The 24,400-nt window shown below is 43.5% G+C and carries 18 protein-coding genes; 2 read left to right on the top strand and 16 right to left on the bottom strand.

All coding sequences use genetic code 11. From position 1 onward, the window contains the following. Positions 1-16: 16 nt before the first annotated feature. The 3 genes from M5V91_RS24045 to M5V91_RS24035 form a co-directional block, all read right to left on the bottom strand. Positions 17-1,564: an AbgT family transporter gene (locus tag M5V91_RS24045; RefSeq protein ID WP_251174272.1), complete on the bottom strand. Its 1,548-nt coding sequence runs from the start codon at positions 1,562-1,564 to the stop codon at positions 17-19. A gap of 491 nt (positions 1,565-2,055) precedes the next feature. Beyond that, positions 2,056-3,483 (bottom strand): M20 family metallopeptidase, encoded by a 1,428-nt coding sequence (locus M5V91_RS24040; RefSeq protein WP_251174273.1) that lies wholly within the window; start codon positions 3,481-3,483, stop codon positions 2,056-2,058. Positions 3,484-3,499: 16 nt separating this feature from the next. Beyond that, positions 3,500-4,795, bottom strand: a complete 1,296-nt coding sequence (locus tag M5V91_RS24035; protein ID WP_019380682.1) for an amidohydrolase — start codon at positions 4,793-4,795, stop codon at positions 3,500-3,502. A 310-nt stretch (positions 4,796-5,105) separates the two neighbouring features. On the opposite strand from M5V91_RS24035, the gene M5V91_RS24030 reads away from it, so the two are divergent. Next, positions 5,106-6,047, top strand: a complete 942-nt coding sequence (locus M5V91_RS24030; RefSeq protein ID WP_251174274.1) for a DUF1672 family protein — start codon at positions 5,106-5,108, stop codon at positions 6,045-6,047. A gap of 13 nt (positions 6,048-6,060) precedes the next feature. Next, the gene (locus M5V91_RS24025; protein WP_251174275.1) at positions 6,061-8,175 is read left to right on the top strand and encodes an SA1320 family protein; all 2,115 of its coding nucleotides are present in this window, start codon (positions 6,061-6,063) and stop codon (positions 8,173-8,175) included. Positions 8,176-8,275: 100 nt separating this feature from the next. Here the strand turns inward: M5V91_RS24025 and M5V91_RS24020 are convergent, their stop codons facing one another. The 13 genes from M5V91_RS24020 to M5V91_RS23960 form a co-directional block, all read right to left on the bottom strand. Next, positions 8,276-8,767 (bottom strand): hypothetical protein, encoded by a 492-nt coding sequence (locus M5V91_RS24020; protein ID WP_251174276.1) that lies wholly within the window; start codon positions 8,765-8,767, stop codon positions 8,276-8,278. A 145-nt stretch (positions 8,768-8,912) separates the two neighbouring features. Further along, positions 8,913-10,895: a bifunctional metallophosphatase/5'-nucleotidase gene (locus M5V91_RS24015; protein ID WP_251174277.1), complete on the bottom strand. Its 1,983-nt coding sequence runs from the start codon at positions 10,893-10,895 to the stop codon at positions 8,913-8,915. 109 nt (positions 10,896-11,004) lie between these two features. Further along, complete coding sequence (locus M5V91_RS24010) at positions 11,005-13,752, bottom strand: DUF8508 domain-containing protein (protein WP_305137864.1); 2,748 nt, start codon at positions 13,750-13,752, stop codon at positions 11,005-11,007. Between the two features lie 228 nt (positions 13,753-13,980). Then, positions 13,981-14,547, bottom strand: a complete 567-nt coding sequence (locus tag M5V91_RS24005) for a 3D domain-containing protein (protein ID WP_251174279.1) — start codon at positions 14,545-14,547, stop codon at positions 13,981-13,983. Between the two features lie 194 nt (positions 14,548-14,741). Further along, entirely contained in the window at positions 14,742-15,359 is a 618-nt protein-coding gene (locus M5V91_RS24000; protein WP_251266810.1) for a cell wall hydrolase, read from the bottom strand. A gap of 238 nt (positions 15,360-15,597) precedes the next feature. Next, positions 15,598-16,644: a methyl-accepting chemotaxis protein gene (locus M5V91_RS23995; protein WP_284521533.1), complete on the bottom strand. Its 1,047-nt coding sequence runs from the start codon at positions 16,642-16,644 to the stop codon at positions 15,598-15,600. Next, positions 16,637-17,146: a hypothetical protein gene (locus tag M5V91_RS23990; RefSeq protein WP_284521532.1), complete on the bottom strand. Its 510-nt coding sequence runs from the start codon at positions 17,144-17,146 to the stop codon at positions 16,637-16,639. Before M5V91_RS23990 ends, M5V91_RS23995 begins: the two co-directional genes overlap by 8 nt. Then, positions 17,143-17,331 (bottom strand): hypothetical protein, encoded by a 189-nt coding sequence (locus M5V91_RS23985; protein ID WP_284521531.1) that lies wholly within the window; start codon positions 17,329-17,331, stop codon positions 17,143-17,145. Before M5V91_RS23985 ends, M5V91_RS23990 begins: the two co-directional genes overlap by 4 nt. Positions 17,332-17,984: 653 nt before the next feature. Next, on the bottom strand, positions 17,985-19,292 hold the full coding sequence (locus M5V91_RS23980) for a M14 family zinc carboxypeptidase (RefSeq protein WP_251174282.1): 1,308 nt from the start codon (positions 19,290-19,292) through the stop codon (positions 17,985-17,987). A 661-nt stretch (positions 19,293-19,953) separates the two neighbouring features. Continuing rightward, complete coding sequence (locus M5V91_RS23975) at positions 19,954-21,147, bottom strand: phosphopentomutase (protein ID WP_251174283.1); 1,194 nt, start codon at positions 21,145-21,147, stop codon at positions 19,954-19,956. Between the two features lie 2 nt (positions 21,148-21,149). Then, positions 21,150-22,310, bottom strand: a complete 1,161-nt coding sequence (locus tag M5V91_RS23970; RefSeq protein ID WP_251174284.1) for a YhfX family PLP-dependent enzyme — start codon at positions 22,308-22,310, stop codon at positions 21,150-21,152. A 27-nt stretch (positions 22,311-22,337) separates the two neighbouring features. Beyond that, entirely contained in the window at positions 22,338-23,480 is a 1,143-nt protein-coding gene (locus M5V91_RS23965) for an aminotransferase class V-fold PLP-dependent enzyme (RefSeq protein WP_019380671.1), read from the bottom strand. Beyond that, a complete protein-coding gene (locus M5V91_RS23960) occupies positions 23,480-24,397 on the bottom strand; it encodes a phosphotriesterase family protein (protein ID WP_251174285.1) in 918 nt (305 codons plus the stop codon). The genes M5V91_RS23965 and M5V91_RS23960 overlap by 1 nt, the downstream gene beginning before the upstream one ends. Between the last annotated feature and the right edge of the window lie 3 nt (positions 24,398-24,400).

The following is a 24,400-nucleotide window of genomic DNA, read 5'->3' as shown; positions in this document are numbered from 1 at the left end:
TAACCACATCCTATTCTTATAGATAAGGACCGATTCCCGGACCAAACGGGATTCCAAAGAAGACGAACACTAAAAGCATAATGATCCACGTGATCAGGAACGTAACCGAGTACGGAAGCATTAATGAAATGAATGTTCCAATTCCCGCTTTTTTATCATACTTCTGCATAAACGACAGGGCGATAACCATATATGGCATCATCGGTGTCACGATATTCGTAGATGAATCTGCTACACGGTATGCCACTTGCGTGAATGCAGGGTGATAGCCAAGCTGCATAAACATTGGCACAAACACAGGTGCTTCAAGCGCCCACTTTGCTGAACCCGAAGTGATCAGGAAGTTCAAGGAAGCTGTAAAAATGATGTAGCCAATAATCAATCCGATTCCGGTGAACTCCACGTCCTTCAGGAATTCTGCCCCATTTACCGCTACCCATGTAGCGATATTGGACCAGCTGAAGTATGCGATGAATTGGGCGATTGCGAAGATTAAGACAATATAGGACGCCATATCCTTCATCGATTCAGCCATAAAGTTGGCAACATCTTTACTGCTCTTAATGTTTCCAACCGTAATACCATATACAGTACCAATAATGATGAAGAAGAACAGAATAATTGGAATAATGCCATCCAGGAATGGAGATGGAACAAGTCCGCCATCTTCATTGGTTAACGGGCTGTTTGGTATAAGGATCGTTCCCACAATAAGGGCAATATAGGCAAACCCGGCAATGGCTGCATTCCGCAAAGCCTTGCCGGCATTAGGCGGATCTTCAGCAATAGCTTCCTTTACCTCATCGCCTTTATATTCTCCAAGACGCGGTTCAATGAATTTCGTCGTAACAAGTCCGCCGACAATGGTTAAAACAAATACAGAAACAATATTAAAATACCAGTTATCAATTGGCGTAACGACAATATTCTCGTCTATAATCTTGGCAGCTTCTGTTGAAATCCCTGCCAAAAGTGCGTCCGTTCCCGCAATCAGCAGGTTTGCGGTAAACCCGGCACCCGCTGATGCATATCCTGCAGCCAATCCGGCAATCGGGTTACGGCCGATTTTATAGAAAACCATTGCAGCAAGCGGCGGCACCAGAACCATCGCAGCATCTGAAGCGATATTCCCCATAATACCGACAAACACAACTGTATACGTGATTAATGCAGGCGGTGATTTTAAAATCGTTTTCTTAATGGCATAATCCAGCATGCCGACTTTCTCAGCAAGACCGATCCCGAGCATCATGGACAGAACCAGGCCAAGCGGAGCGAACCCGGTGAAGTTATCAAGCATGGATGTCAGGATGAAATTCAGGCCTTCTGCAGATGCCAGGTTCTTAACTTCCAGCTCCTCTCCAGATCCGGGATGGACAACAGTAGCCCCAAAGGCGCTAAAGATTGCTGAAACAATAATCACAAGCACTGCGAGCCCGGCAAATAATATAAATGGATCCGGGAGCTTGTTGCCGACCTTCTCAACTCCATTGAGGAATCTCTGGGCAATCCCTGTTTTTTTATTTTCTGTTACCACTTTCTGTCCTTGTTTTTCTGTTTTCATATACTCCCCTCGCTTTTCTGTTTTTTTTGTATTTTCTTAAGTTTGAGTGTAGACGATGCTTTCCGCTGCGGCGGCCAGGTTCGGACTTGCTGTTCCCGATTTCTGCTTCTATTGTCCGAAGCGGCGCCTGGTTCGGACTCACTCTCCCTATTTTCCGCTTCTTCTGTCCGAAGTGACGCTAAGTTCGGACTCTCTCTCCCTGTTTTCTGCTTCTTCTGTCCGAAGTGGCGCTAAGTTCGGACTCTCTCTCCCTGTTTTCTGCTTCTTCTGTCCGAAGTAGCGCTAAGTTCGGACTCACTCTCCCTGTTTTCTGCTTCTATTGTCCGAAGTGGTGCCTGGTTCGGACTCTCTCTCCCTGTTTTCTGCTTCTTCTGTCCGAATGAGCGCTAAGTTCGGACTCTCTCTCCCTGTTTTCCGCTTCTTCTGTCCGAATGAGCGCCTGGTTCAGACTGCTTCTCCCGCTTTTCTGCTTTCCCTGTCCGAATGGAAAGTTACTTTAATGTAGAAGGCTTAACCTCTTCAGGAATTGGACATGTGTAAGGATTAGCTTGTTTGAATTCATTGAACTCCTGTTTGACAGCTTCTAATTCTTCCTGGTCTGTCAGCAGTTTGACAGCTGTTAAAGCCATGGCTTCTGCTGCCCGGAGCATGCCTTTGTGGGCATAGCTGCTGATGCCTTGGGTGGTCATCTGCCATGTATGCAGCGGTGTGCCCAGTGCTGATGTTGAGGCTGTCAGCTGTGCGGTTGGAACGACCCAGCTTACATCTGAGACATCTGTAGAGCCGGCAAGAACTTCTTTGGAAGGTTCATAGGCTGAAATCGTTTCTGCCAGGTACTTTCCTTCAAATTCACTGCCGTCCCCTACATATCCAAATCCTCTTAAAATATCTAAATAGCTTTCTTTTTCACCTTCTGATAGGGTTGTCCAAAGCTTTTCGGCAAAGGCCTTTTCTTCTTCGTCCGGTTTTTCGATGCCGGCTTCCTGAAGGCTTTGATGGAGAATTTTTTCAAGGCTGCGGTTTGGAATATAATTGGAGCATGCCTTGTCAAACTCAATGGTAAGCTCTGTTTCTGTCATCAGAGCCGCGCCCTCCGCGATTTTGCAAACCCGCTTGTAGATTTCCTCCACCTGCTGAACCTTTGGTGCGCGGATCAGATACAGCACTTCAGCGTCTGCTTGTACGACATTTGGCGAGATGCCCCCTGTGTTGGTGATGGCGTAATGCATCCTGGCTTCCGGCACGACATGCTCGCGAAGGTAATTCACACCCACGTTCATCAGCTCAACCGCATCCAGGGCACTTCGTCCAAGATGAGGTGAGTTCGCCGCATGTGACGATAAGCCTTTAAATCGAAAATAAACCTGATAGTTTGCGAGACTCGATAAGCTCATGATGCTGTTGGCAGGAGATGGATGCCATGTTAAGGCTGCGTCCACCCCATCAAATACTCCTTCACGGACCATGAAGGTTTTTCCGGAACCGCCTTCTTCACCCGGACAGCCAAAAAACTTTACAGTCCCAGGCAGATTGTTTTCTTCTAAATACTTTTTTGCTGCACAGGCTGCCGCAAAAGCGCCGGTCCCAAGCAGATTATGCCCGCAGCCGTGACCGACTTTCAGCTCGGTTGGCTCGTACGAAGTCTTGTTGGGCACCTGCCCCAATCCGGACAGAGCATCAAACTCCCCGAGAAAGCCAATAACAGGGGCTCCGCTTCCATAGGAAGCTACAAACGCGGTTTCAATGTTTCCGGATTTGCGTTCCACCTGAAAGCCTGCTTTTTCGCACTCAGAAGCTAAAAATTCTGCTGATGCATACTCTTCAAATCTAGTTTCCGGATGATGATAGATATACTCACTGATTTTTTCAAACGTCTCTTTGTTCTCTGTTAAAAATGTTTTTGCAAAGTTGTTCGACATGATTTCCTCCTTTAATTTAAATGGCCGATCCGCCATTTAAGATATGAATATAAGCATCAACCGCAACCAATAAAGCTTCTTCCTCGAAATCAAATTGAGGATGGTGGTGAGGATAATCAAGCTTCGTTCCAAACAGCATAAACGTAGCTTTGCCGCCATGCTTCTGGACCCTATTCATCATAAAGCTGACATCTTCCGATCCGGAGACAGGGACTGAAGGAAGCACTTCTTTCACAAGCTCGCTTGATGCACACCATTCGGTGATTTTAGGTATCAGCTCTTTATCACAGACAACCACTTCCGTAACTCCGACTGCTTCGATTGTGCAGGACACATCATGCATATCTGCTGCCGCCTTAATAATCCGGGTCGCTTTTTCAGCCATATATTGAGCAATCTCCGGTGTCTCACCCCGCACTTCTATTTCCATATAACTGTCTCCCGGGATGATGTTCCGGCCGCTGCCTGCAGCAAGCTTCCCAACATTCACCCTGGTGACGCCATCATGATGGCGCGGAATGCCATAGAGGTTGTTAGCAGCCGTTGTCGCCGCCAATAAAGCATTTTTCCCGAGCTCCGGATTAATGCCGGCATGTGAGGAAACACCTTTAAAATAAGCATTGTATTTAGTTGAAGCCAGGAATCCCGGCGTTGTGGCTGCAATTGTTCCAACGGGCAGGGACTTAATGCCGATGTGGCCTGAATAAAAATAATCGACATCATCAAGCCAGCCCTTGTCTGTCATTGCCCGAGCCCCTCTTCCACCTTCTTCAGCCGGCTGAAACAAAAGGGTAAAGCGGCCCTTTAGTTGATCCCCATGGGAAGAAATATACTGGGCTACCCCAAGTCCGATGGCAGTATGTCCGTCATGTCCGCACGAGTGCATCACATTCTCTTCTTTCGAGCCAAATTCGTATTTGGCTGGACGATGTGCAGGATCTGTCGATTCGTTTATTGGCAATGCGTCAATATCAAAGCGGAAACCAACATGGTCTCCGTTTCTGTTAGTATCCCAGACTGCCACAAGCCCGGTATTCCCGCCGCGCATTTGATCGAGCCAGGACTCTTCAACACCCCAATCCCTCGCCTTCTTCTCTTGAGCTTCAAGATCAGCTTGTGCAGGAAGCCCCATACGGGAATTCTCGTCAAGCGCGTCTTTCCCTAAATAAAGCTTGAAACCCATCTTCTCCAGTTCTTTTCCGATTCTGTATGTAGTGATGTACTCCATGAACCCCAATTCAGGCAGAGCATGCAAAGTGCGCCGCCATTTGATCAGCTGGGGAGTTATTTCCTTTAAAAAGCTGCTGTCCATCATGATCCCCCTTGTTGAATATTATTTCGGACATTTTCCGTTTCATTACCTTAAATGTATTATACACATGTTATTAGAAAATTCAAAGTAAACTTTTAACTATTAAAATGTGATTCGTTGAATTTTTATACAGCAAGAACCGAATTTAGCAAATCTTTAGTATAATACTCCCTATTCACCCCTGACTTTATCCCTATTTTTACCTAAAAAGTGTAATTTTCCACGTTTAAACTGTAAAAATATAACTCTATCCGCTAAAATAAGGGATATACTTTGAATGGCACATTCCTTTAGGGAGGACATTTAACTAATGCACAAGAAAACGAAAATTTTACTCTGCAGTGTCGGCATATCATTAATGCTTGGAGGATGTTCTGGTATGAATAGCGCAAATAACAATCAGGAAAGTGAAAAATCAAAAGAAACACAGGCTGCCCCTTCTGAAGAATCACTGATCAGTGTTCAGGATTATACCGGTGAAGGCTATGCACTTCCATATGGAAAAGAAACCGATAAAATTGCTGATGAAAGTCTTGATGAAATAGAGGAAGCTGCAATTGAGTTTTTTAAGGAGAAATATAAGACCGATGTAACGGTGCATAACGTGGTGGGTGCTAAGGATGGGGCTACTGTGTTTGTAGAATCCAAAGGTGAGCCGCATTTCTACACTTATGCTGTAGTACCAATTGATGAACTAGAAAAGAAAGTGATGACAGAAAAGATATGGGCGGACCAATTCCAGGTGGAAAATGCCATTAAAGGCGGATTGTATCACATGATCTTTAATGAAGAGTTCCAACAGCTCGACGACTATCTTGAGACTATTGCAGCAGAAGGTCAGGTAACCGGAAAAACAAAGGATGCCCTCCAAAATGTGGGCGGACACGGATATATGACTCCATATTATTTTATTGCATTAACAAGTAAAGAAGAGGCTATTAAACCAGTTTATGACCTTTATATAAGCAATCCTGATGAAAGTACGGAAAATTTGAGGAATGCCTATGAAGAGGGCTCGTTTAATCCTGAAAACTTCAAAATCAATATACAATTATTTATGGCTGATAAGCAGGCAGAACCAAGTGAAGAAATATTTAATCAAATCACGAAAGAGCTGGAAGAAATGGACTCAATACCTAAGGGCACATACAGCTTCTCTCTTAATGATAACTTCATTGATAAACAAAGTTCGGAAGGTGCTAAAGATAATTCTTTAAAACGCGGATTCCCGGATTACATTATTAAGGAATAAAGCAGGTGAATATATGGGTACTCTTAAGGGTTCACCAAATATTAATACAGGTATAGCAGCAAACAATGATAAAGATTTAGTTGAACTGGCAGGCCTTCATGCATATACCTATCCGCTATTTGAATCGGTTCTGCAGGTAAATAATACAGACTATACAGTTATCGATACTCGTTATGAAGACCCTACTGGCCTTGATGCTATGACAGTCGTAAATATGGAGACAGAGGAAATATCCATCATTTATGTAGGCACAGATGCAAGCGGAAAATATGGCAACAAAGATATTCTGACTGATGCACAGCTTTTAAGTGACCTAACTCCCGCCCAGCTGGCTGCAGCAAGAAGCTATTATACTGAAATGAATCAAAAATTTAACCAGGTTGGCGGCGTTAAATCGATCGCGGGAAATTCACTTGGCGGGGGTCTGGTTGGTGCAGTAGCAGTTGAAAACCCAGAAGTAAATGCAGTTACTTTAAACCCTGCCCTGCTTCCTGAGGGGATGGTGGATCCTAATCAAACTTATGATAATATTACAAATTACTTCAGCAGCTACGATGTGCTGACTCAAACTTTGATTGCATTGGATCTGCATGGCCGGATTCCAGGCAAACAGTATGAAATCTTCAATGGGATTCCTGAATTCTCTAAGCTTGCTACAAACCATACAGGCTATTTGCGGAACGAAGATGGCTCCCAGTTCTATGTGATAGGAGAAGTCGGAAAGCCGGGATATGGCAGGATTTATATTGATGCAGACGCTCATATCGTGTCAAGCATCTGGACAGGAATCCCGCTCTATGGAGGACACTCAGAACGCATTGAAATCAATAAAGAGAATCTGGATATACTTGCTTCTTCTCTGCAAAGCCATGTTACGGAAAGACTGAACCTTGCTCACGAGTACCTGGGCAATTCGGTTGCCATTGTAGAGGATGAAGGAAATCGGTTTTACGAGCGACTTAACCGGCTGCAAAATACGTTCGAGGATTTGTTTGAAAACATAATCAGTGAGCCGCTGTTTCTTGGCATCACAGCTATAAGCAACCGATTGACGGCGGAAATCGACCATTTGATTTCATTATTAAATATTGCGGAAAGCCACAGCAAATCATTGAATTATATACTAAACTCTCCTCCGGCAGAGCTTCTTGAGCATATTTTCCGGACGAATGTCAGTGTAGAAAGCTTGTTTGCAGAACTTCGCAATCAGCTGTATGAATTGAGGTCTAATATTCAGAACATCTCAAGAGGCATTATTAACATTGTCTCAGACAAAATTCCTGAACTATTTAGAGGCGGAAAGGATGCCTGGTATGATGCAATAGTAGGTGAATTAAACGCCCATTACGGTATTGTCAACGGTAACAGAGATAAGCTTCTCTCTCATATCAGCGAATTCCAAAAGCAAGTACAGGATGTTGCAGCCAACTTTCAAATGCGGGATCAATCTCTTGGGCAATCCATTAAGAGCAAGTCTACTCATTCCGATTCGATCTCGGTACAGGGAACCAATACTTACAAACTAGAAGACTCCCCTTATATGGAATTGAGAATGAAAATAAAGGAATTTCAGATGGATACTGCCTACACTGCATTTACTGCATCGACTCAGGCACTGCTCTTCCCTCTTCTGGAGAAGGGACAGCTTCTAACTTTCGCCGTCGAAAGCACACTGGAGATCCTTTCTAGCAGTATCAAAGGGGCAGCCAATTTTGCTTTAAGCTATACCATCCCTGGAAAGCTTATCAGCTTATTTTCAGATTTTGATGATAAAATTAGAAACAGCATCGCAAACGCTCTGGAGCCATTGGATGAATTGGCAGCTACCATTGAAGGTGTACGTAAGGGGCTAGGGCGTTTAATTGTGGAATATCCAACTCTATTAAATAATTTCAGACCTTATGTGGAAACCGCCATTTTTGACAACAGCGGATACTTTAACGTCCACCTCTATAACCTGGCATCCATCGCCATTTTAAGAGAGATGGAAATGCTATTTGATGATGTGGTTTATCAATTAGGAAACCATAAAGCTGAAGCGATTGATGCTTTGTGCGAGGTATCCAAAAAGGTGAAGAGTAATATGGGAATTCTCTATGAACAAGTAGATCGCGGGACGATTAATTAACAGGGACATTGGGATAGGCACCTTGTCCCATTGCCAAAAAGAACAAAGCCGAGCTAAGCCGCCAGCTCGGTTTTGTTCTTTCTTCTTATTAAATCTTCTGTTACCTCTCCATATATCCCTTTAACAGCTCTTTAAAAAACTGATTCAATTCCTTATTTTTCTGCCCCTTCAGCCATTCCACCTGGTTAATCGGCAGGTTTAATTTAAGTGTGATTTTTTCATTCGGCATTTCCACTCTTCGGATTTCTTCTAACGTCATGCCCTCCTCAATATCCGGAAAGTCCAGATGTTCCTCATTTATTCTTAAAACACCTTCGTATGACTCCTCCGGATCAAGTTCGCAAAATAAGCTTAACCTTGGCAGCTTGCCCGGTACAGATTTTAGAAACATAAATGAACTTAGTGATCGCCCATCTTCCAATTCAATTTCCGTGATCAGGCTTTCCCTGTCTTGATATTTTCTTAGAGTAACCTCGCTCACAATCAGATCCACTTCCAGCGTACTTCCTTCAGACGATTCAAAAATATAGATGGCACTGTTAAACACATAGATTTCTTCCCCATCGAGGTTTATTGATTTTATACCAGCCATACCTGCTCCTCCAAAATTATTACCATTTAATATATTAAATCCATCATATCAAAAAGAGCAGCAAAAGGGAGGAAGCATTTGAGCCATTAAAGAAAGCTGCACACTATCTACGGTGTGCAGTTTCATCTTCGATACTAATTTTCTATTACTTACGATAACTAATCTTTTTAACGTTTTCTGCCCCTCTAAGCTCTACTAAATCGCTTTTCTCAACAATGACTTCTTTCACTTCTGCACCGCTAAAGTCTACGATGATCGGCTCTTTCTTTGGTGTTACACGGACACTCACGTTCTTAAGTCCTTTGCCCTGCAATACAGCAGAGTTTTTGAGCCAGATGCCGTTTTTGATTTCTGCGGATTCTTCTACATTAATAAAAGAAACCTTGTTCACTACTAGCTTCTTCTTTTTATCATCAGTAAAATTATATTTCTTTTCAAAATCCAGCTCTGTTACTGGCGGCAGACTGTCAACATCTACAATTCTGCCCTCCACTGCTGGTGTGATAGTACCCAGGCTGGATAGGTGTTCGGCAAAGTTTTCCCAATCGGAAAGTCCAAGATCTGTTACCCGTCCCTCCTGGTATGCTTTTGCGAAAACTGTATAACCATCTCCGCCTTTGGCTGTGAAAGCATTGGTAGCGATTGTGTATGTTTGCTTATCCTGGATTTCTGTGTATGTGCCCTGATCATTTTTATAAGCGATCGAAACGATTCGCTCACCGGCAGGCTTTGTGGAGTCAAATTCTACTTTTGCACCGGACACATGCAGGAAGCCGCCGTTTTCTGCCGGATACTGACCCATACTGATTTCAAAAGCCTCCTTCAGTTCAGCTCCCGTCAGCTCCATAGTTGCTAATGTGTTGCCAAATGGGAGAACAGTTATCACTTCTCCAACAGTGATTGGTCCTGCGTCAATCCCTGCACGAATACCGCCTCCATTTTGAAGAGCCATGGTGACATTGCTGTTATACTGCTTGGCTTTTGCAAGCATGCCGTCTGTAATTAGGTTGCCTAGCGCTGTTTCATTTTTCCGTACACTTGGCCCTGTGCTGTCTCCGCTTGTCCGCGGATTCTCGAGTGCAGTCACGGTTTCTGCGCCAATTTCAGTGTTCTTTAATTCCTGTATTTGTGAGGAGTATTTTTCAAGAAGCACTGCAGCTTCAGGATCGTCTGCTTTATCCGATATTTTAACAAGCTCTCCAGCTTGCCCAACTACTGTTCCGGCCTCATCAAATTGTACATCCAGTGTTCCGAGATAATTATTGTACTGGCCGGCTTGAACAATGACAGTAGGGTCCTTTGCTGCTCCTGTTTCATCAGCTGCCACAACCACTGGCTCATTTAATTGCGTATGGCTGTGTCCTCCCACAATCACATCAATCCCATCTACCTGTGCAGCCAAAGTTAAATCATTATCCACATTCGGATTATCATCATAACCAATATGAGTTACAGCCACAATTTTATTGATTCCCATACCCTCAAATGCTTTTACTGCTTTTTCTGCTTCTTCGATATAGTCCTTGAATGTAACATCACCAGGACTGGAAATACTCGCCGTCTCAGCTGTAGTCAAACCAAAAAACCCTACTTTTTCTCCATTAACTTCTTTGATGATGCCATTATATATTTTTCCATTAGCAGGTTCGCTTGATATCACATCACTGAATAATCCCTGCAGGTTTGCATCCTTAGAAAAATCTACGTTCGAACTGACAAATGGGAATTGTGCACCTTTTACAAAGTCCGCCAGTGCTTTGTGCCCTTCTGCGCTTGAACCCAAGTCGAACTCATGATTTCCGAAAGTCATAATATCATAGCCCATCAGATTCATGAATTCCAGGTCAGCTTGTCCAAGGAATTTATTAAAATACAATGTTCCGGAAAAAACATCTCCTGCATCAACAAGCAAGGCGTCCGGATTTGCTTCTCTTGCTTCCTTTACAGCCGTCACTTTTTTAGCGGCGCTGTCCATATTGGCGTGTGAATCATTGGTATGCATTAAGGAAAGTGTAAAATCTGCAGCTGGTGATTCATTTGCTGAAACCAAACCTGCCGGAACGGCTGTAGAGATGGCTAATGCTGCTGATAAGGCTACTGTTGATAATACTTTAATAGGCAATTTCATGAATTGCTGCTCCTTTCAGATGCTAATTTTTAAAAAGAGGATTGAAAGCCGAAGTAATTACACTCCGGCTTTAAATGCTATGCTGCTTCCTCTTCCTCATATGGGGAATCTATTTCTTCCCCCTCCGAATCTTTGATAATAATATGAGACGGATCCGCTTTTTCCCAAGTGTCCATTTTTGGACATTTTCGGCACCGCGGATTTCCACAACTTTGCTGCTTTCGACCATGACTTCCTTTATATCTGATCCTGTTAAATCGACAATTGCTCCTTTGTTGGCAGAGCTGATAACCACTTTTGTATTTTTCAGGCCATCGCCTTTAACCGCGGCTGATTTCTTCAGCCACAATCCTTGAGAGAGGCTGGATGTTCCATCCATAATCACCAAGGCATTATGTGGTCCAACAACGAATTTCTTCGCGTGGTAGTTTACTAGATTAAAAACATGATCATATTTAGGCTCTTCCGGTTTAACTGCCGGCTTTAAGCTTGTCTGAATCATGACAGGGTCATGGTCACTTGCACGGCCGTGTTCTTCCATGAAGCCAGAGTTAATATGAAGAATATCAACCTCTGTTTTCTTGGCAAGGTTGTTGGATACTAAAATATGATCCAGCACCTGTGCATTTCCCTGGTAGTTGTACGTATAGCGCTCTTCTGCCCGAACCTTTTCAATCATGTTGGTTAATTCATCACCCTTTAATGCCTTTAAAGGATTGGAGAATTCAAAATCATTAAAGTCGCCAAGCAGGACGATATTGGCATTAGGGTTTTCTGCTTTTACTTCCTTTACGAAACCGTTAACCACGTTAGCGATTTTCATGCGCTGAATTTCACTGTTTAAGACGGGAGGCTGCACTTTGCCGAATAACGGAAAATCCCCGCCTTTCGAGTTAAAATGGTTAGCTACAACAATAACGCTTTCGCCCTGGAATTCGAACTGGGCCGCCAATGCTTTGCGGCTATCTTCAAATGCTTCATTGGAGGGATCAATGCGTCCTGGGTTTAGCGTTAATTTGCCGTCTTCAAAATCAACCGCATCCGTTGCTGACCCTTTTTCGCCTTCCGATAATGTTACCCTTTCAGCGTTATAAAGGAAGCCGACACGGATGTTTCCTCCCGGCTGGCCGCCATCCTGTTTATCTTCTGGAGCGATATCTGTGTATGTGTAAGCTGGACCGCCCAGTTCTTTTATTTTTTCAATTAATAATGCTGCACTTAGATCGGCTTCTGTTGTGCCGCTATCTATTGGTCCGTCATTATCCTGAACCTCTGTCAGACCAATGATATCCGGGTGCTTCATATTTTTAACGATTGCTTCTGCTAATCTCGTAACCTTTTCCGCATCCGTTTTTGTTGAGAAGTTTTCAACATTATAAGACGCGATGGTTAATTGATCTTCTTCAGGGATAAGACTTGTTTCTTCTCTTGCCGCAGGGCCTTCCTCAAATTCCGGCAATGAATCTGCATCACTTAATACTTTATAGTTGCTGAATCCGTAGCTGACGACACCCTGGACGCTGCCTTTAAAGCTGTCGCCCATTTTGGCAACAAAATCTTCATCGTTAATATCCAATGTGATTCTCTCAGGATTATAATCATTTTCTGAAATGCGCAGTCCGCCTGCCGCTGTGTTTGTTTCAACATCTCCTGGAACAACCACAAGCTCACCGTATTTTTGAGGCGCAACTACTTTAGGGTTGTCCACCTGAACAAGCATGCCTTCCAGGCTTTCATAAAAATCGATTCCATCCTGCTCCGGATCAAACTCACCAAAGCTGTCATTATCGATCACTTCAGTTGGCAGGTTTTCTTTACTGAGAATGACTGGAGCCGGAAGCTCCTGGCCTGACGCTATTTTATTAATTGCTGAAGCATTAATTTCGGTTACAGGCAAATCTGTCTCCAGTTTTTCAGCATAGCCGTCAAGTACCCATTCTTTAATCTGTCCTGTTACTGTAACCACATCGCCCGCTTGTGCTCCGTGATTTTTCTTGTAAACGAGAATTCCTTCAGAAGTATTAGGATCCTGGTCAGGCTGCAGGTCCTGCATATAGAAATTGTTTGCATCTGCCACTTTTGTGACGATGCCTTCCACATCCGCAGCATATTGGTTGGCATATTCGGAATAATGCCCTGCACCTTGAATATCATGAATGCGAAGTCCGCCTAATGCAGGCGTATAAGTAAATTCAGCTACTCTGCTGTCTGTTAAGCCTTCTTTAACAGCAAAGGCTTTAATGGTTGTTCTTTCATTAATGACAATCGGATCAGTATATGTATCACTTTTAGAAGTTGGCTCTGATCCATCCACCGTGTAATGAATGACTGCTCCTTCCGTTTCTGTCGATAAAACAATACCTGTTCCCTGCTTAACTGGACCTGCTTCAGGGGAAGCAGTTACAGCTGAAACCTTTGTTGGGTCTGTTTCTTCCACCCAAGAATAAGCCGATGAGTTCTTTAATCCTGGAACTGTAAAGTAGGCTTCCAGTGAACCGGTAATTTGAACTTTCTTTCCAAGGTTATCAGGGTTGTCCACCAGGTTTAATCCTGATCTCACATACCCGCTCGGAAGCTGAACCGGCAGTATTTTACCGGGATCTCTTTCATCGGGTGAGTCTGCCATGGCAATATTGGTTGCCATTGTAAACGGACCGCTATGGCTATAGCTTGAAGTACTCTTTGTAACTCCAACAATATAACCTTCGACTGTGGCAACTCCGTTATTATCCGCAATAGCTTCTGCCACAGACTTCACTTCTTCTGCACTTGCCGTGGCAAAAGGACTAAAAAGACTAAGAATCAAAGCAAAGACACTAATAAAGCTAAGCAACTTTTTCCGCTGCTTTCCAATCATGTAATCCACTCCTATTTCCTTATTTTAAACGTTTACATGACACTACCATTCTAGTAAATCACTCTTCTTTTTGGTATACAATCTGATATTTGTAAAAATTGAGTAAATAAGTAAAAATGAGAAAATATCCCCGTTTCATAAATAGGTCTAAAAACCCAGATGCGCACCGGAGATATTTTTTCCCAAACAAAAAGAGAATCCCCGCCAGGAAGATTCTCTTCATTTCTATTATTTATAAACTTTAATAGTAACCGTTTTGCTGCCCCATTGCAGGGCTTTCTGTTTGTTTGGAATGAAGACGTCAATTTTATTGCCTCTTACTGCAGAGCCTTTGTCGCCTGCAATTGCCTCTCCATACCCAGGTACATAAACTTTTGATCCCAGTGGAATAACCTTCGGATCCACCGAAATCACCTTGGCGTTCGGGTTCTTTTTCAGGTTGATTCCTGTATAAGTAATGCCGCTGCACCCTTTGCAGCTGGCAGTGTAGGCAGTCGCTTTCACTTTAATTTCTTTATAGGCTTTCGTTGATGCAGCCTTTACAGCTGTCTTATTAGGTGCTGCAGCTTTTGCCGATGAAGCAGTAACTTTTAGCACTTGTTTTGGTTTGATTGTATTTGATTTTAATTTATTCCAGGATTTAATTTGGTTAACGGTAACATTATGTTTTTTAGAGATCGCCCAAAGCGTGTCCCCTTTTTTTACTGTATACGTATTTCCTGCGGCTGAAGTGACATTGGAAAATCCAAACGATAGAAAAACAGCTGTGATTAGATAGATTACTAATTTCTTCATGATATCTCCTTTATGTCCCTTGATAGGAACATATTAACACCATAAGATAACAGAGAGATTTCAGTAAAACTCTTTTTATGTTACAGATTAAAGCGATTTTAATATTTTTGTAATATAAATTACCAGATTTTCTTTTATTATAAGAAGAACTAAATAAGGCACCTTCCCCGCTTGAACAGGAAAGGTGCCTCAATTTAGTAGGCAAAATTGTGACTGCCGATTTGTTTAATGACTGTTCTAGTAAATATCCATTGATCTGTAGCTGTATAAGGATTGTAATAATAGACTGCACCGCCAGTTGGATCCCATCCATCAAAAGCATCTCTTACTGCCTGATAAGCTTCAGCATCGGGCTGCAGCCAGTACTGACCGTCATTCACAGCTGTAATGGCATTCTTTTGAAAAATAACATTTGAGAGAGTATCCGGGAATTCATTGGACTCCATACGATTAAGAACGACAGCCGCAACTGCCACTTGGCCTTCATAGCTTTCCCCGCGCGCTTCCCCATAAACCACATGAGCCAGCATGTCCACATTTCTAAGCATTTCTGCTGTGTTAACTCCTACAATGCCATCAGCTGCTAAACCGAAATCATATTGAAAGTTTCTTACTGCATTCTCTGTTACCGTTCCATAATATCCTGTATTGTCTGTATAAAAATAACCAAGCTTTTGCAATGCTGATTGAATATATGTAACTTCCGGGCCTGCTGAGCCATTCTTTAGAACAGCAGCATCTGCCTTGGGCTGGCTGAAGCTCAGCACAAATACCATTGCGGCTGCTGCCGCGATCCACTTTATGTAATTCATTTGAACACTCCTCTTTATGTAGATATGTTGAGCTGGGCTGCCCCCTTTTGATAAGGTAATAAGTTCACCTTCGCTTGTTTCCCTAGATGGTCCGTGAGAAAACTCAGTCAAATGGTTTATTTTTTCAAACGGGACAAAGGGGACATTTTTGGTGTCACTTCTAGAACTTCTCTTTCGAATTTCATTCACTTTTAGTAACAAAATAAAAAACCGCTCTCTATAGAGAACGGCTTCCATCTTATAATCTAAACTTCTCCACCGACTGTTCCAGCTGTTTAGAAAGCATACTCAGCTGAACGGTCAGCTCTGAAATCTTTTCTACCGCATCCTCCTGCTGGTCTGTTGAGGCTGCGACTTCGCGGGAAATTTGTGCTGTGTCTTTAGACAGACCCGCAAATTCATCAATGGATGCAGAAATCTCTTCTGATCCGGCAGAGAGCTCTTCTGTTACAGCAGAAACCTCCTGAATTTCCCCAGTAACACCTTCAACAGCATGCAGAATCTGATTGAATTTCTCTCCGGCACTATTGACCAGAACTGTGCCTTCTTCCACTTTACCTGAGCTCGCATGCATATTTCCGACTGCCTGTTCAATGGACGATCTAAAGTGATTTAGCTTTTCGGCAATTTGTGCAGCAGATGCTTTTGAGCCTTCTGCCAGCTTTTTAACCTCCTGGGATACAACCGCGAAGCCTTTGCCATGTTCGCCTGCTCTGGCTGCTTCAATGGCTGCATTTAATGCAAGCAGATTGGTTTGCTCTGCTATGCCTGAAATCAGGTTCACAATATCCTCAATTTCAATAGCCTGCGTACCCAGCTCTTCTATAAATAAGGATGAATCATTTACAGTCTTTTTAATCTCATTGATCTGCCGGATGATGGATTGAATTTCATCAAATCCTTCCTTTACCTGCTGTGTAACTGTATTGGATTGTTCGCTCACATCTGTCGAAGCTTCCGCAATACGCTGTATGCCTATGGCCATTTCTTCTATTGCTTTTGCAGATTCCTCACTTCTGATCAGCTGTGTATCAGTAGCCCCTGCCACTTCCTGAATCCCTCTGACAATCAGGCTGCTGGCCTGGCTGATATCTTCCATCTTGTTTTCTATTTTACCCGAGGAGACCAAGAGTGCTTCTGAAGATGCTTTTATATCTTCAACCATCACTTTTGTATGGTGCGTCATTTTTTTGAATGACTCTGTAACAAAACCAATTTCGTCATCCCCTTTTACCTTAATGGAATTAGCCTTCTCTTCTGCACCCCGAAGATCTCCATCAGCCATCAATTGGGCTGCTGAACTGATATTCTGCAGAGGGTGCAGTCTTTTTGACGAACCAGGACAGTATGGCAACAACTGCAAGGATTAACAGTATATTTATCACCAGGTTCATAGGGAGCTCTTTTTGCAGTACTTGATCTGAAATACTATTAACATTCTCTGCATTGATGTCGACACCCAATATCCCGATTACTTTTCCATCGGCTTTAATTGGTACAAACGCTGAAAGATAATCCCCATATTCCGGATCATGAACGATCGGTGAGCTTGATGCTTTTCCATCTAATACAGGAGAAATATCTTCATACGCTGTAGCAGTTGTCGGTGTTTTAATTTCCGCAGCCATATCCGAGTTCTTCGGCAGGCCATCAACCATTATAAAGAGCTCTTTCTTCTCGGAATCGGCCATTAAAGTATAAACGTAAAACGCACCCGTTTTCTCCCGAAAATCATTCAGCTGTTCCCGAAGATCCCAATAGGCCTCAGACTGTTCGGGATTCTTCAAAAATCCTCATACTTATCTGTTTGCATCTTTGAAGCTATATTGTCTGCAATGCTTATACTAAAATTTTCAATAGAAGACTCTACTGAATTTTTCGTGCTTAAGTAGAGCATAGCAATATTGCCGAGTAAAACAATTGCCATTCCAAGAGCCATAACCATTGCAATTCTAGTGCTGAGTTTTTTCATATATTTCACTCCATTAGTAAATATTTCATATAAGGATTATAACTTTTAACCCGGTATAATAGCACTAGTAAAATCAGGAAAACTGGATAAAGGGACAGGTACCTTATCCCTCCAAACTTTTTACTGTGTTTTGATGCCGGTTAATGATCTGGTTCTTATTCACAAATAATTATAATAATTGATGTAAGTGTCTTTTTAAGGTATGTACAAATTTTTCTTCCACATGTGAAGGTTGAAAGTTTGTTTAGTTGCCTAATATAACGAAGGATCATGTAACAGAAGTCTAATTCATTAAAGAGGACCTTCAAAACGGAAAATTGTGGAGGGGCACTAAAGAAGGTATTCCTATCTTTCTTTTGATTCTGAGCCAGTTGCTTTATTATTTTCAATATATGAAATACTCCATCTGAACTTTATGGACTGAACTTGCTGCTTCTAATCCGCAGAGAGTAATAACTAATCGTCACTCAGAGCTTAAGCAGCGTTCACAGTTCGAATTTGGACATTCTAAGAAAGGGTATATGGAAGGGGCCGCTGACTCAATAGAATTCTAAAATAAGCTTTTTAAACAAATTGAAGAATAGATGATAAACTTAATAAAATAAGCCCCATTCAACTGAACGAAGGGGCTTTTTCAATTAAAAATTTCACTCTTAATCTCTTGTAGTCGGGTCTGAGATACTGTTTGAAGCTTCCGGGATAGCGTCATACACAGCAGGATCTACTTCATCGATCGATCCATCTGCAAGTGCGTTGAATAAATCGTAAAGAGGAGCCTTGACCGTCTCTTTCAGCATACCAGCCTGTTTTTGGCCTAAAGTCTGGCTTTGACCTTTAATCTCCATTAGCATAATCGCTGCATCATTTAAGGCAAATGCACCAAGTGCAGTACCTGGAAGATTTACATCAGGATATTTCTGAACTGCACCATAGTGGGAAAATCCTCTCTGTAATGTTTGAGAAGCAAGAGCATTTACCTGTTTGCCTAGTTTAAGAACATCTTCATCAACTTCGTACTGTTGTCCTGTGAATGGATCTATATATGGATCTGCCACTACAGCAGCCAGCTGCATTGGAACAGAGCGATTGTCTTCGTCAGAGACGGTATTGAATCCGCGGTGATGTACATCAACATACACATCAGGCTGTAAATCCTGGAAGACACTTGTTACTGTTCTGGATTCAGCTGTTACAAAGAATCCGCCGTAGTTACTATTATTTGTTGCTCTGCTATTTAGAAAATCTGCAACTTCTGCTTTATCCTGGTCTTCCACTCTAAAATTCAAATTCGGATTGTAGTCACGATTTTGATCGTATCCCGGAATTCCGTAAACTACACGCCCATTGTTATTTTGAGCTCTTTCGCTTCCATCGCTGTTATAATACCATGGAGCAGCAGTTCCTTCTGGAAGGTCAATGTTTTCCGGCAGCCACGTTTGGTGAGTATACCTTGTTGGGTACCATTTTCCTTCATACAGATTGTCTGCTCCTTCAGGATTGATACGAGGCATAATCCAGATAGACACTTTGTCCAGCATTTCATTTACATCTTTCGCACCTGAAGATAATTTTTGAATAATATCGATAGCAGCCTCTGTGCCGATTTGCTCGTTCCCATGAATTTGTGTCGTAATTAGCACCCGTTTTTTATTGGAGTCAGCATCACCAAACTTTACAACATATAGCGGCTCGCCTTTATCTTCTTCAGTTTGGTAGCCATCAGGAGACTGGTTGGAGTAACCGGCAATTTCAAGCTTCATTTTGCCTTTAGATTGAGATTCCAGGTTTTGAAGCTTCTTAAACAGCTCTTCATTTGACATATAGCTGGATAAAGAAATGTTTTGCTCATTCTCGATGTAAGGGCCATTCGGGTTTGATTGCGGGTCTGCAAAAGCTGTTGTAGATGCAACCATTGATAATGCAAGTGCAGCAGGTATTACGGCTTTTGAAATCTTTTTCATTTTCATCCTCCTAAGATAAATATTATTATGTAGAACGAAACTTTCGTGTTACTTAAGAAATAGTTTAATAGACAAAAGCCATAAAGTTAATTGAAAATATTTTATTTTTAGATAAATGAACCAAAAGACATAAATACAGATTGCTTTTTAAGGAAAAAGAAATAGAGAAAATAAGTGATTTGAACCATATAGCTCATAAGAACTGGGCAAGGTGCCAGCCTAATTAGACAAAGAGTTTTGGGAGTTCAACTAGCCACGCATAAGACCATATAGCAGAGCCGGTAGCACCTCCTCCTAAAAGCCACCCCTTTTCGCCGTACGGAGTAATTTCTATCGAGTAATACTTATGGAGCTGGACAGTTATCAAAGTCTAAAGTTACATTCTAATCTTGAACACGAAAAAGGCTTCCAATCATCTGGACGCCTTCCTCTTATAAAACACTCTATTTATTTCAAATTAACTTTAAGTCTCCCTCTATCAAGAGTATTCAATCTGTTCTAAAAGATTGTCCTGTTCGAATTAGGTAAGCTATTTTTTTAATAAGACATTTAGGAGAAGACCTTTTTCGCTATCTCCATGATCATCTGATAAAACAGTTCTTCCACTATTTTGTCTAATCCTCTATAATCTGAATTTATAACCCCAAGGCTTCCACCTCTCTCAATCTACAACCATCTTCAAAAAACTCTCGCCTTCCTCAGTCGCAGGCAATCTAAAAAACTCGCTAAATGTCGCCCCAACGTCAGCCATCGAATTACGCTTCCCTATGTTCACCGGTTTTACCCGCTTCCCGGCAGCAAGTATTGGAACGTATTCCCTCGTATGGTTGGAATGGCCGATAGTCGGGTCGTTGCCATGGTCGGCCATAATAATGATCAGATCCTCCTCTGCCATCTTGGGCAGGAATTCTGCGAGCCACTGGTCGGTTGTATTCAGCAGTCTGGCATACCATTCGGCATCCTCAGCATGTCCGGCCAGGTCTGTCTCCTGTACATTAACCAGAAACGCCGCGTCCTCTTTTTCTCCCAAATAAGATTTCTCTAAAGATCGCAAAACCTTCTCGGTATCCACAATCGGATCTGCAGGTCCTTCTCCATGCAAAACATCGGCCGTTTTGCCAATCCGATGTACTTTAAGGCCATGTCTGGCAGCTATCATCGGAAATTGTCCGTCTATGTTTACACCGTAGCCCATGTGATAGACTTCATAGCCTTTGCCGTACACCTTGGCCTTCGGGGCATCCACTCCCCACTGGCCGGAATTTCTTTCATGAACAACTGACAGGATATGTTCGATGGTTGTATAGGGTCCTCCAAAAGCAATCACACGGCTGGTGTCTACGTTCTGGCGGACAATCTTTCCGACTTTCTTTAACTCCTGGAAAGGCATTTTATTAAAATCAGCGGTTAAATTGATGATATTTCCTAATGAAGATTCAAGATTATCCCCAATGACACAGGCACCGTTTACCAGCAGCACCGGCCTGTCTTCCCATGGGTATTCAACCTGGCAGCCTGCTTCTATTAATGCTTGTGCCAAATCCGGATGAATATCCTTCATCAGCCTTTTATTTGAGCGCTTCGGGCAACTTCCGGCAATTTCCTGATGCCCGAGGTACGTATCTGCCCCGTGATGGGCCAGTGCCGAGCATCCGTAAGCATTGGCAGGGGCTGCCTTGCCATCGACAAGCGTTCCCAGCCCAAGCTGATATAGAGTTGGTATGTTTAAAAAATCAACCGATTCCCGGATATGCTTATAGGTATTGGCCCTGCAGTCACCAGGGCTGTACTCTCCACAATCCTCCATTGCCCCGATGCCAAAGCTGTCAATCACCAGCAGAATTGCTTTTGCCATCCTTACCACTTCCTCTCAAAGTGAACCAATTCCGGCTTTCCGCTCTGAATTCCTTTTACCAGGGCTATATGGGCCCTCGTGACAAACACCTGGGTACGGAAAGAGAAAACAGCTGTATCACCTTCAGAAATCTTAAAACCGTTCGGTTTCTCAATCGCGCCATAGTAATCAATCGCTTCAGGAGCCGGTTCGATTGCTTTTACATACTGCCTCAATATGTCTTTTTCATTGTTTCCGACCAGACACCCGGTTAAATGGGAGCGTCCGTAATAGCCGCCGCCAATGACGTAATAATGCTCCTGATCCTTGTGGGACACTTCCGTTACATATACAATGGCAGGTTTCTCAGGGAGATTCCGGTAAGCATGCAGCGGGGTCGTTCCGGTGAGGGCATGTCCCGGTTCTCCATGTGTTACACCCTGTTCTGCCAGGAACGGTATGGTTTCACAGCTGGTCGCACTTGGACCGTTTACCTGCTTTACAATAATGCCCTTTTTCTCCAGAACCTCTTTTGCTTTTAGGAGGGTTTTAAAGTTAGGAGTCGGCTCCATGCTTCTCCTGTCCTGAGATATCTGAAGGTTCGGGAAGGTCGTGACGCCTGCTATGTTAATCCCTGGAAGCCCGGCCAGTTCGAGAAGCTCTTCATCCAGCTTTTCCAATCGAAAGCCGCCCTGCTGTCCGGGATAAATCATATCGCCTTCTGCATACACCCTGAGAAGTACATCCTGCACCATGCCTGATTGAACAGCTGCATCAGAAAGCTGTCTGGCACGCGCAAAGGAAAATAGGGTAATGACTTCCGGATTCCACGACAGCACTTCCGGCCACTGATTTTTCCCCGGCTGAACCAGGTGGCCGACATTTCCTAGTTTAACGCCGCCTTCTGCCAATGTTTTGGCTTCGTCGAATTCAACAGCAACCGCTCTTTCGATTCCGTGCTCTGCTATAAACTGGCCTATAAACGGAAGCCTTCCAAGCTGCTTGCTCATAAAATAAAGCGTAAAGTCATGATTTTTTGCCGTTTCTGCCAGAGCTTCTACATTCTCTCCGAGTATATCGAGGTCAATCACGTACGTATTCGGGGGTATTTGCCCGCTTTGGTGCAAAGTGACACCTGATTGAATAAGCTTAGGATTTCTGCGCCTTGTTACATCTAAAAACATTGAAGTTTCCCCCTTTATTTACGGGTATCAACGATGCTGCACTTCTTTTGCAAGAGGTATCACTTTTTCCAGAATGCCGATGATCGTGCCCGCTCCTGATTTCATCGGATTAATGCGCAGTCCATATTCCTTCAGCTCGGGCTGTGCTTCCAAAAAGCTGCCGGAAACTCGGTAAATCATCGGGATAATTTCATATTTTGATTCCGCCCCAACCGGATGAGTGGCCGCCCCATGCTCATCACTGATGCTGATCACTCTTTGGGCAATCGGATCTTCGAGTTCTACAATGACATTTTTGGATTGGGCATTCGTCATGTAGGCGGCGCGAATCCCGTTCACAGCCCCTTCATTCAGACGGCGGCAGAGCTCTTCCACCTGCTCGTTTTGAATAGCCAGCGATACAGGTGCAAATGTCATCATTCTTAAAAGCTCCATGGCTTCGTAGCCCTGAACCTGGCCGCCGCCCGAGTAGTTATAGTGATGCACCCGTTCGATGGCCTCTTTTTTGCCGGCAATGACCGCAATTCCTTCCGGCCCGAGAAGCTTAAATCCGGAAAAGGTTGAGTAATCCGCTCCTAATTCCACGCCAATTCCCTTTGTCTTCAACGCGCAATAATTGTCATCCACGACGATTGGAAGATCCGGGCGTTCTTCCTTCACGGCTTTGATGACTTCGGCTAATTGATAATGATCTGTCGGCTGCTGGCGTGCATGCTGAATGTAGAAAACTTTAGGATTTTGATTACTTCTGATGGCCATTCTGACCTCCTCAAGATGGTTGTAATCTGCCTGGACGGTTTTAATGCCCAATATCCTTAACGTTTCCTTTGTCGTCGTATAAACAGGTGCAGTGTGAATGAACATTTCATCTCCAGGAGACAAAAGCATGCTTAGAATATTGCGGATCGCGCCTGTTCCGGCTCCCCTGACAAGGGCGCAGTCTTCTGCTTCAAAGAAATCCGCCAGAACTCTTTCCACAAGATACGTCTGTTCCGGACGCTTATAAGCTGGAGAAACACCAAGGTCCCCCATTGAAAGAAATTGCCTGCCTTTGAAATAGCGGCTCATTCTGTCTACCAATTTGAATTGTTTTTCCTGTGCTTCCTGTATCGATAGGCTTGGCAAAACTGATTTTGCGTACTTTAATTCAGCTCGGTTATATGTGGACACTATGATCGCTCCCTTATTGAAAAAGCTCTGGATGGATTAACGGTCAGAAACTGATGAAGAATGCTTTCCGGAATTCCTGATTCTTTCAATCTTGGAATAAAGGTCTCCAGCACAAGACCGTATCCCGGTCCTCCGTGCTTCTTCCAATGCGACTTGCGGGTTAAGTCTGCTGAAAGAAGAATTTGCTTTTCAAGCCCGAGGTTTATGAAATCAAGGAGGAAAGCGGCTCTTTCTTCATCGGGACGGTAATTATTTTTTCCGATCGTATCAAAAGCGATATAGGCTCCTGTTTCCAAAACAGCCAGAACCTCGTCTTTATTCGGGTTAAGGTCCTGATGGCCGATGATGATCTGATCAGCCGGAAGGCCATGCTTTGTCAGCAGCTGCACCTGCTCAAGCCCGAGTGTTCCGAGCGTTGTATGAGTGGTCACCGGAAGGCCGGTTTCGGCTCCGGCCATAGCGGCACCAATTAAGAGCTCACGTTCAATCGGCTTCATTTCATTTTTGCTAGTGCCCACTTCCCCGATGACACCCGGGAGAATGCCCGTTTCGGCAATCCCTTCCTTGGCTTCTTTTATAAAATGCTGTGCAAACTGCTCCGCATACCAGCCGTCTGCAAAATGGGGGATATAAGGATCTTTATAGAAGCCTGTGCATGTAATAAGGTGAACCCCTGTTGCCTCGCTCAGCCTTTTTAGCACATGAGCATCCCGGCCCATGCCGTCATTCGTCACTTCCACCATTGACCTTCCGCCGAGACGATAGAAGTCCTCCAGTTCCTCACGCATGCCCTGTTCATCATCCAGTATGGTATCCGGATCTTTTTTCACTCGCGAAAGGTCAATGGAGAGATGCTCGTGAGCCGAGCAAATCCCCAATTCTTCCGGAGCAATTTTTCCAAGTACGGTTTGTATCATGGC

Source organism: Cytobacillus pseudoceanisediminis, from assembly GCF_023516215.1.
Classification (GTDB): domain Bacteria; phylum Bacillota; class Bacilli; order Bacillales; family Cytobacillaceae; genus Cytobacillus; species Cytobacillus pseudoceanisediminis.
Note: the sequence above shows the minus strand (reverse complement) of the source record. Positions and strands in the feature narration are given on the sequence as shown.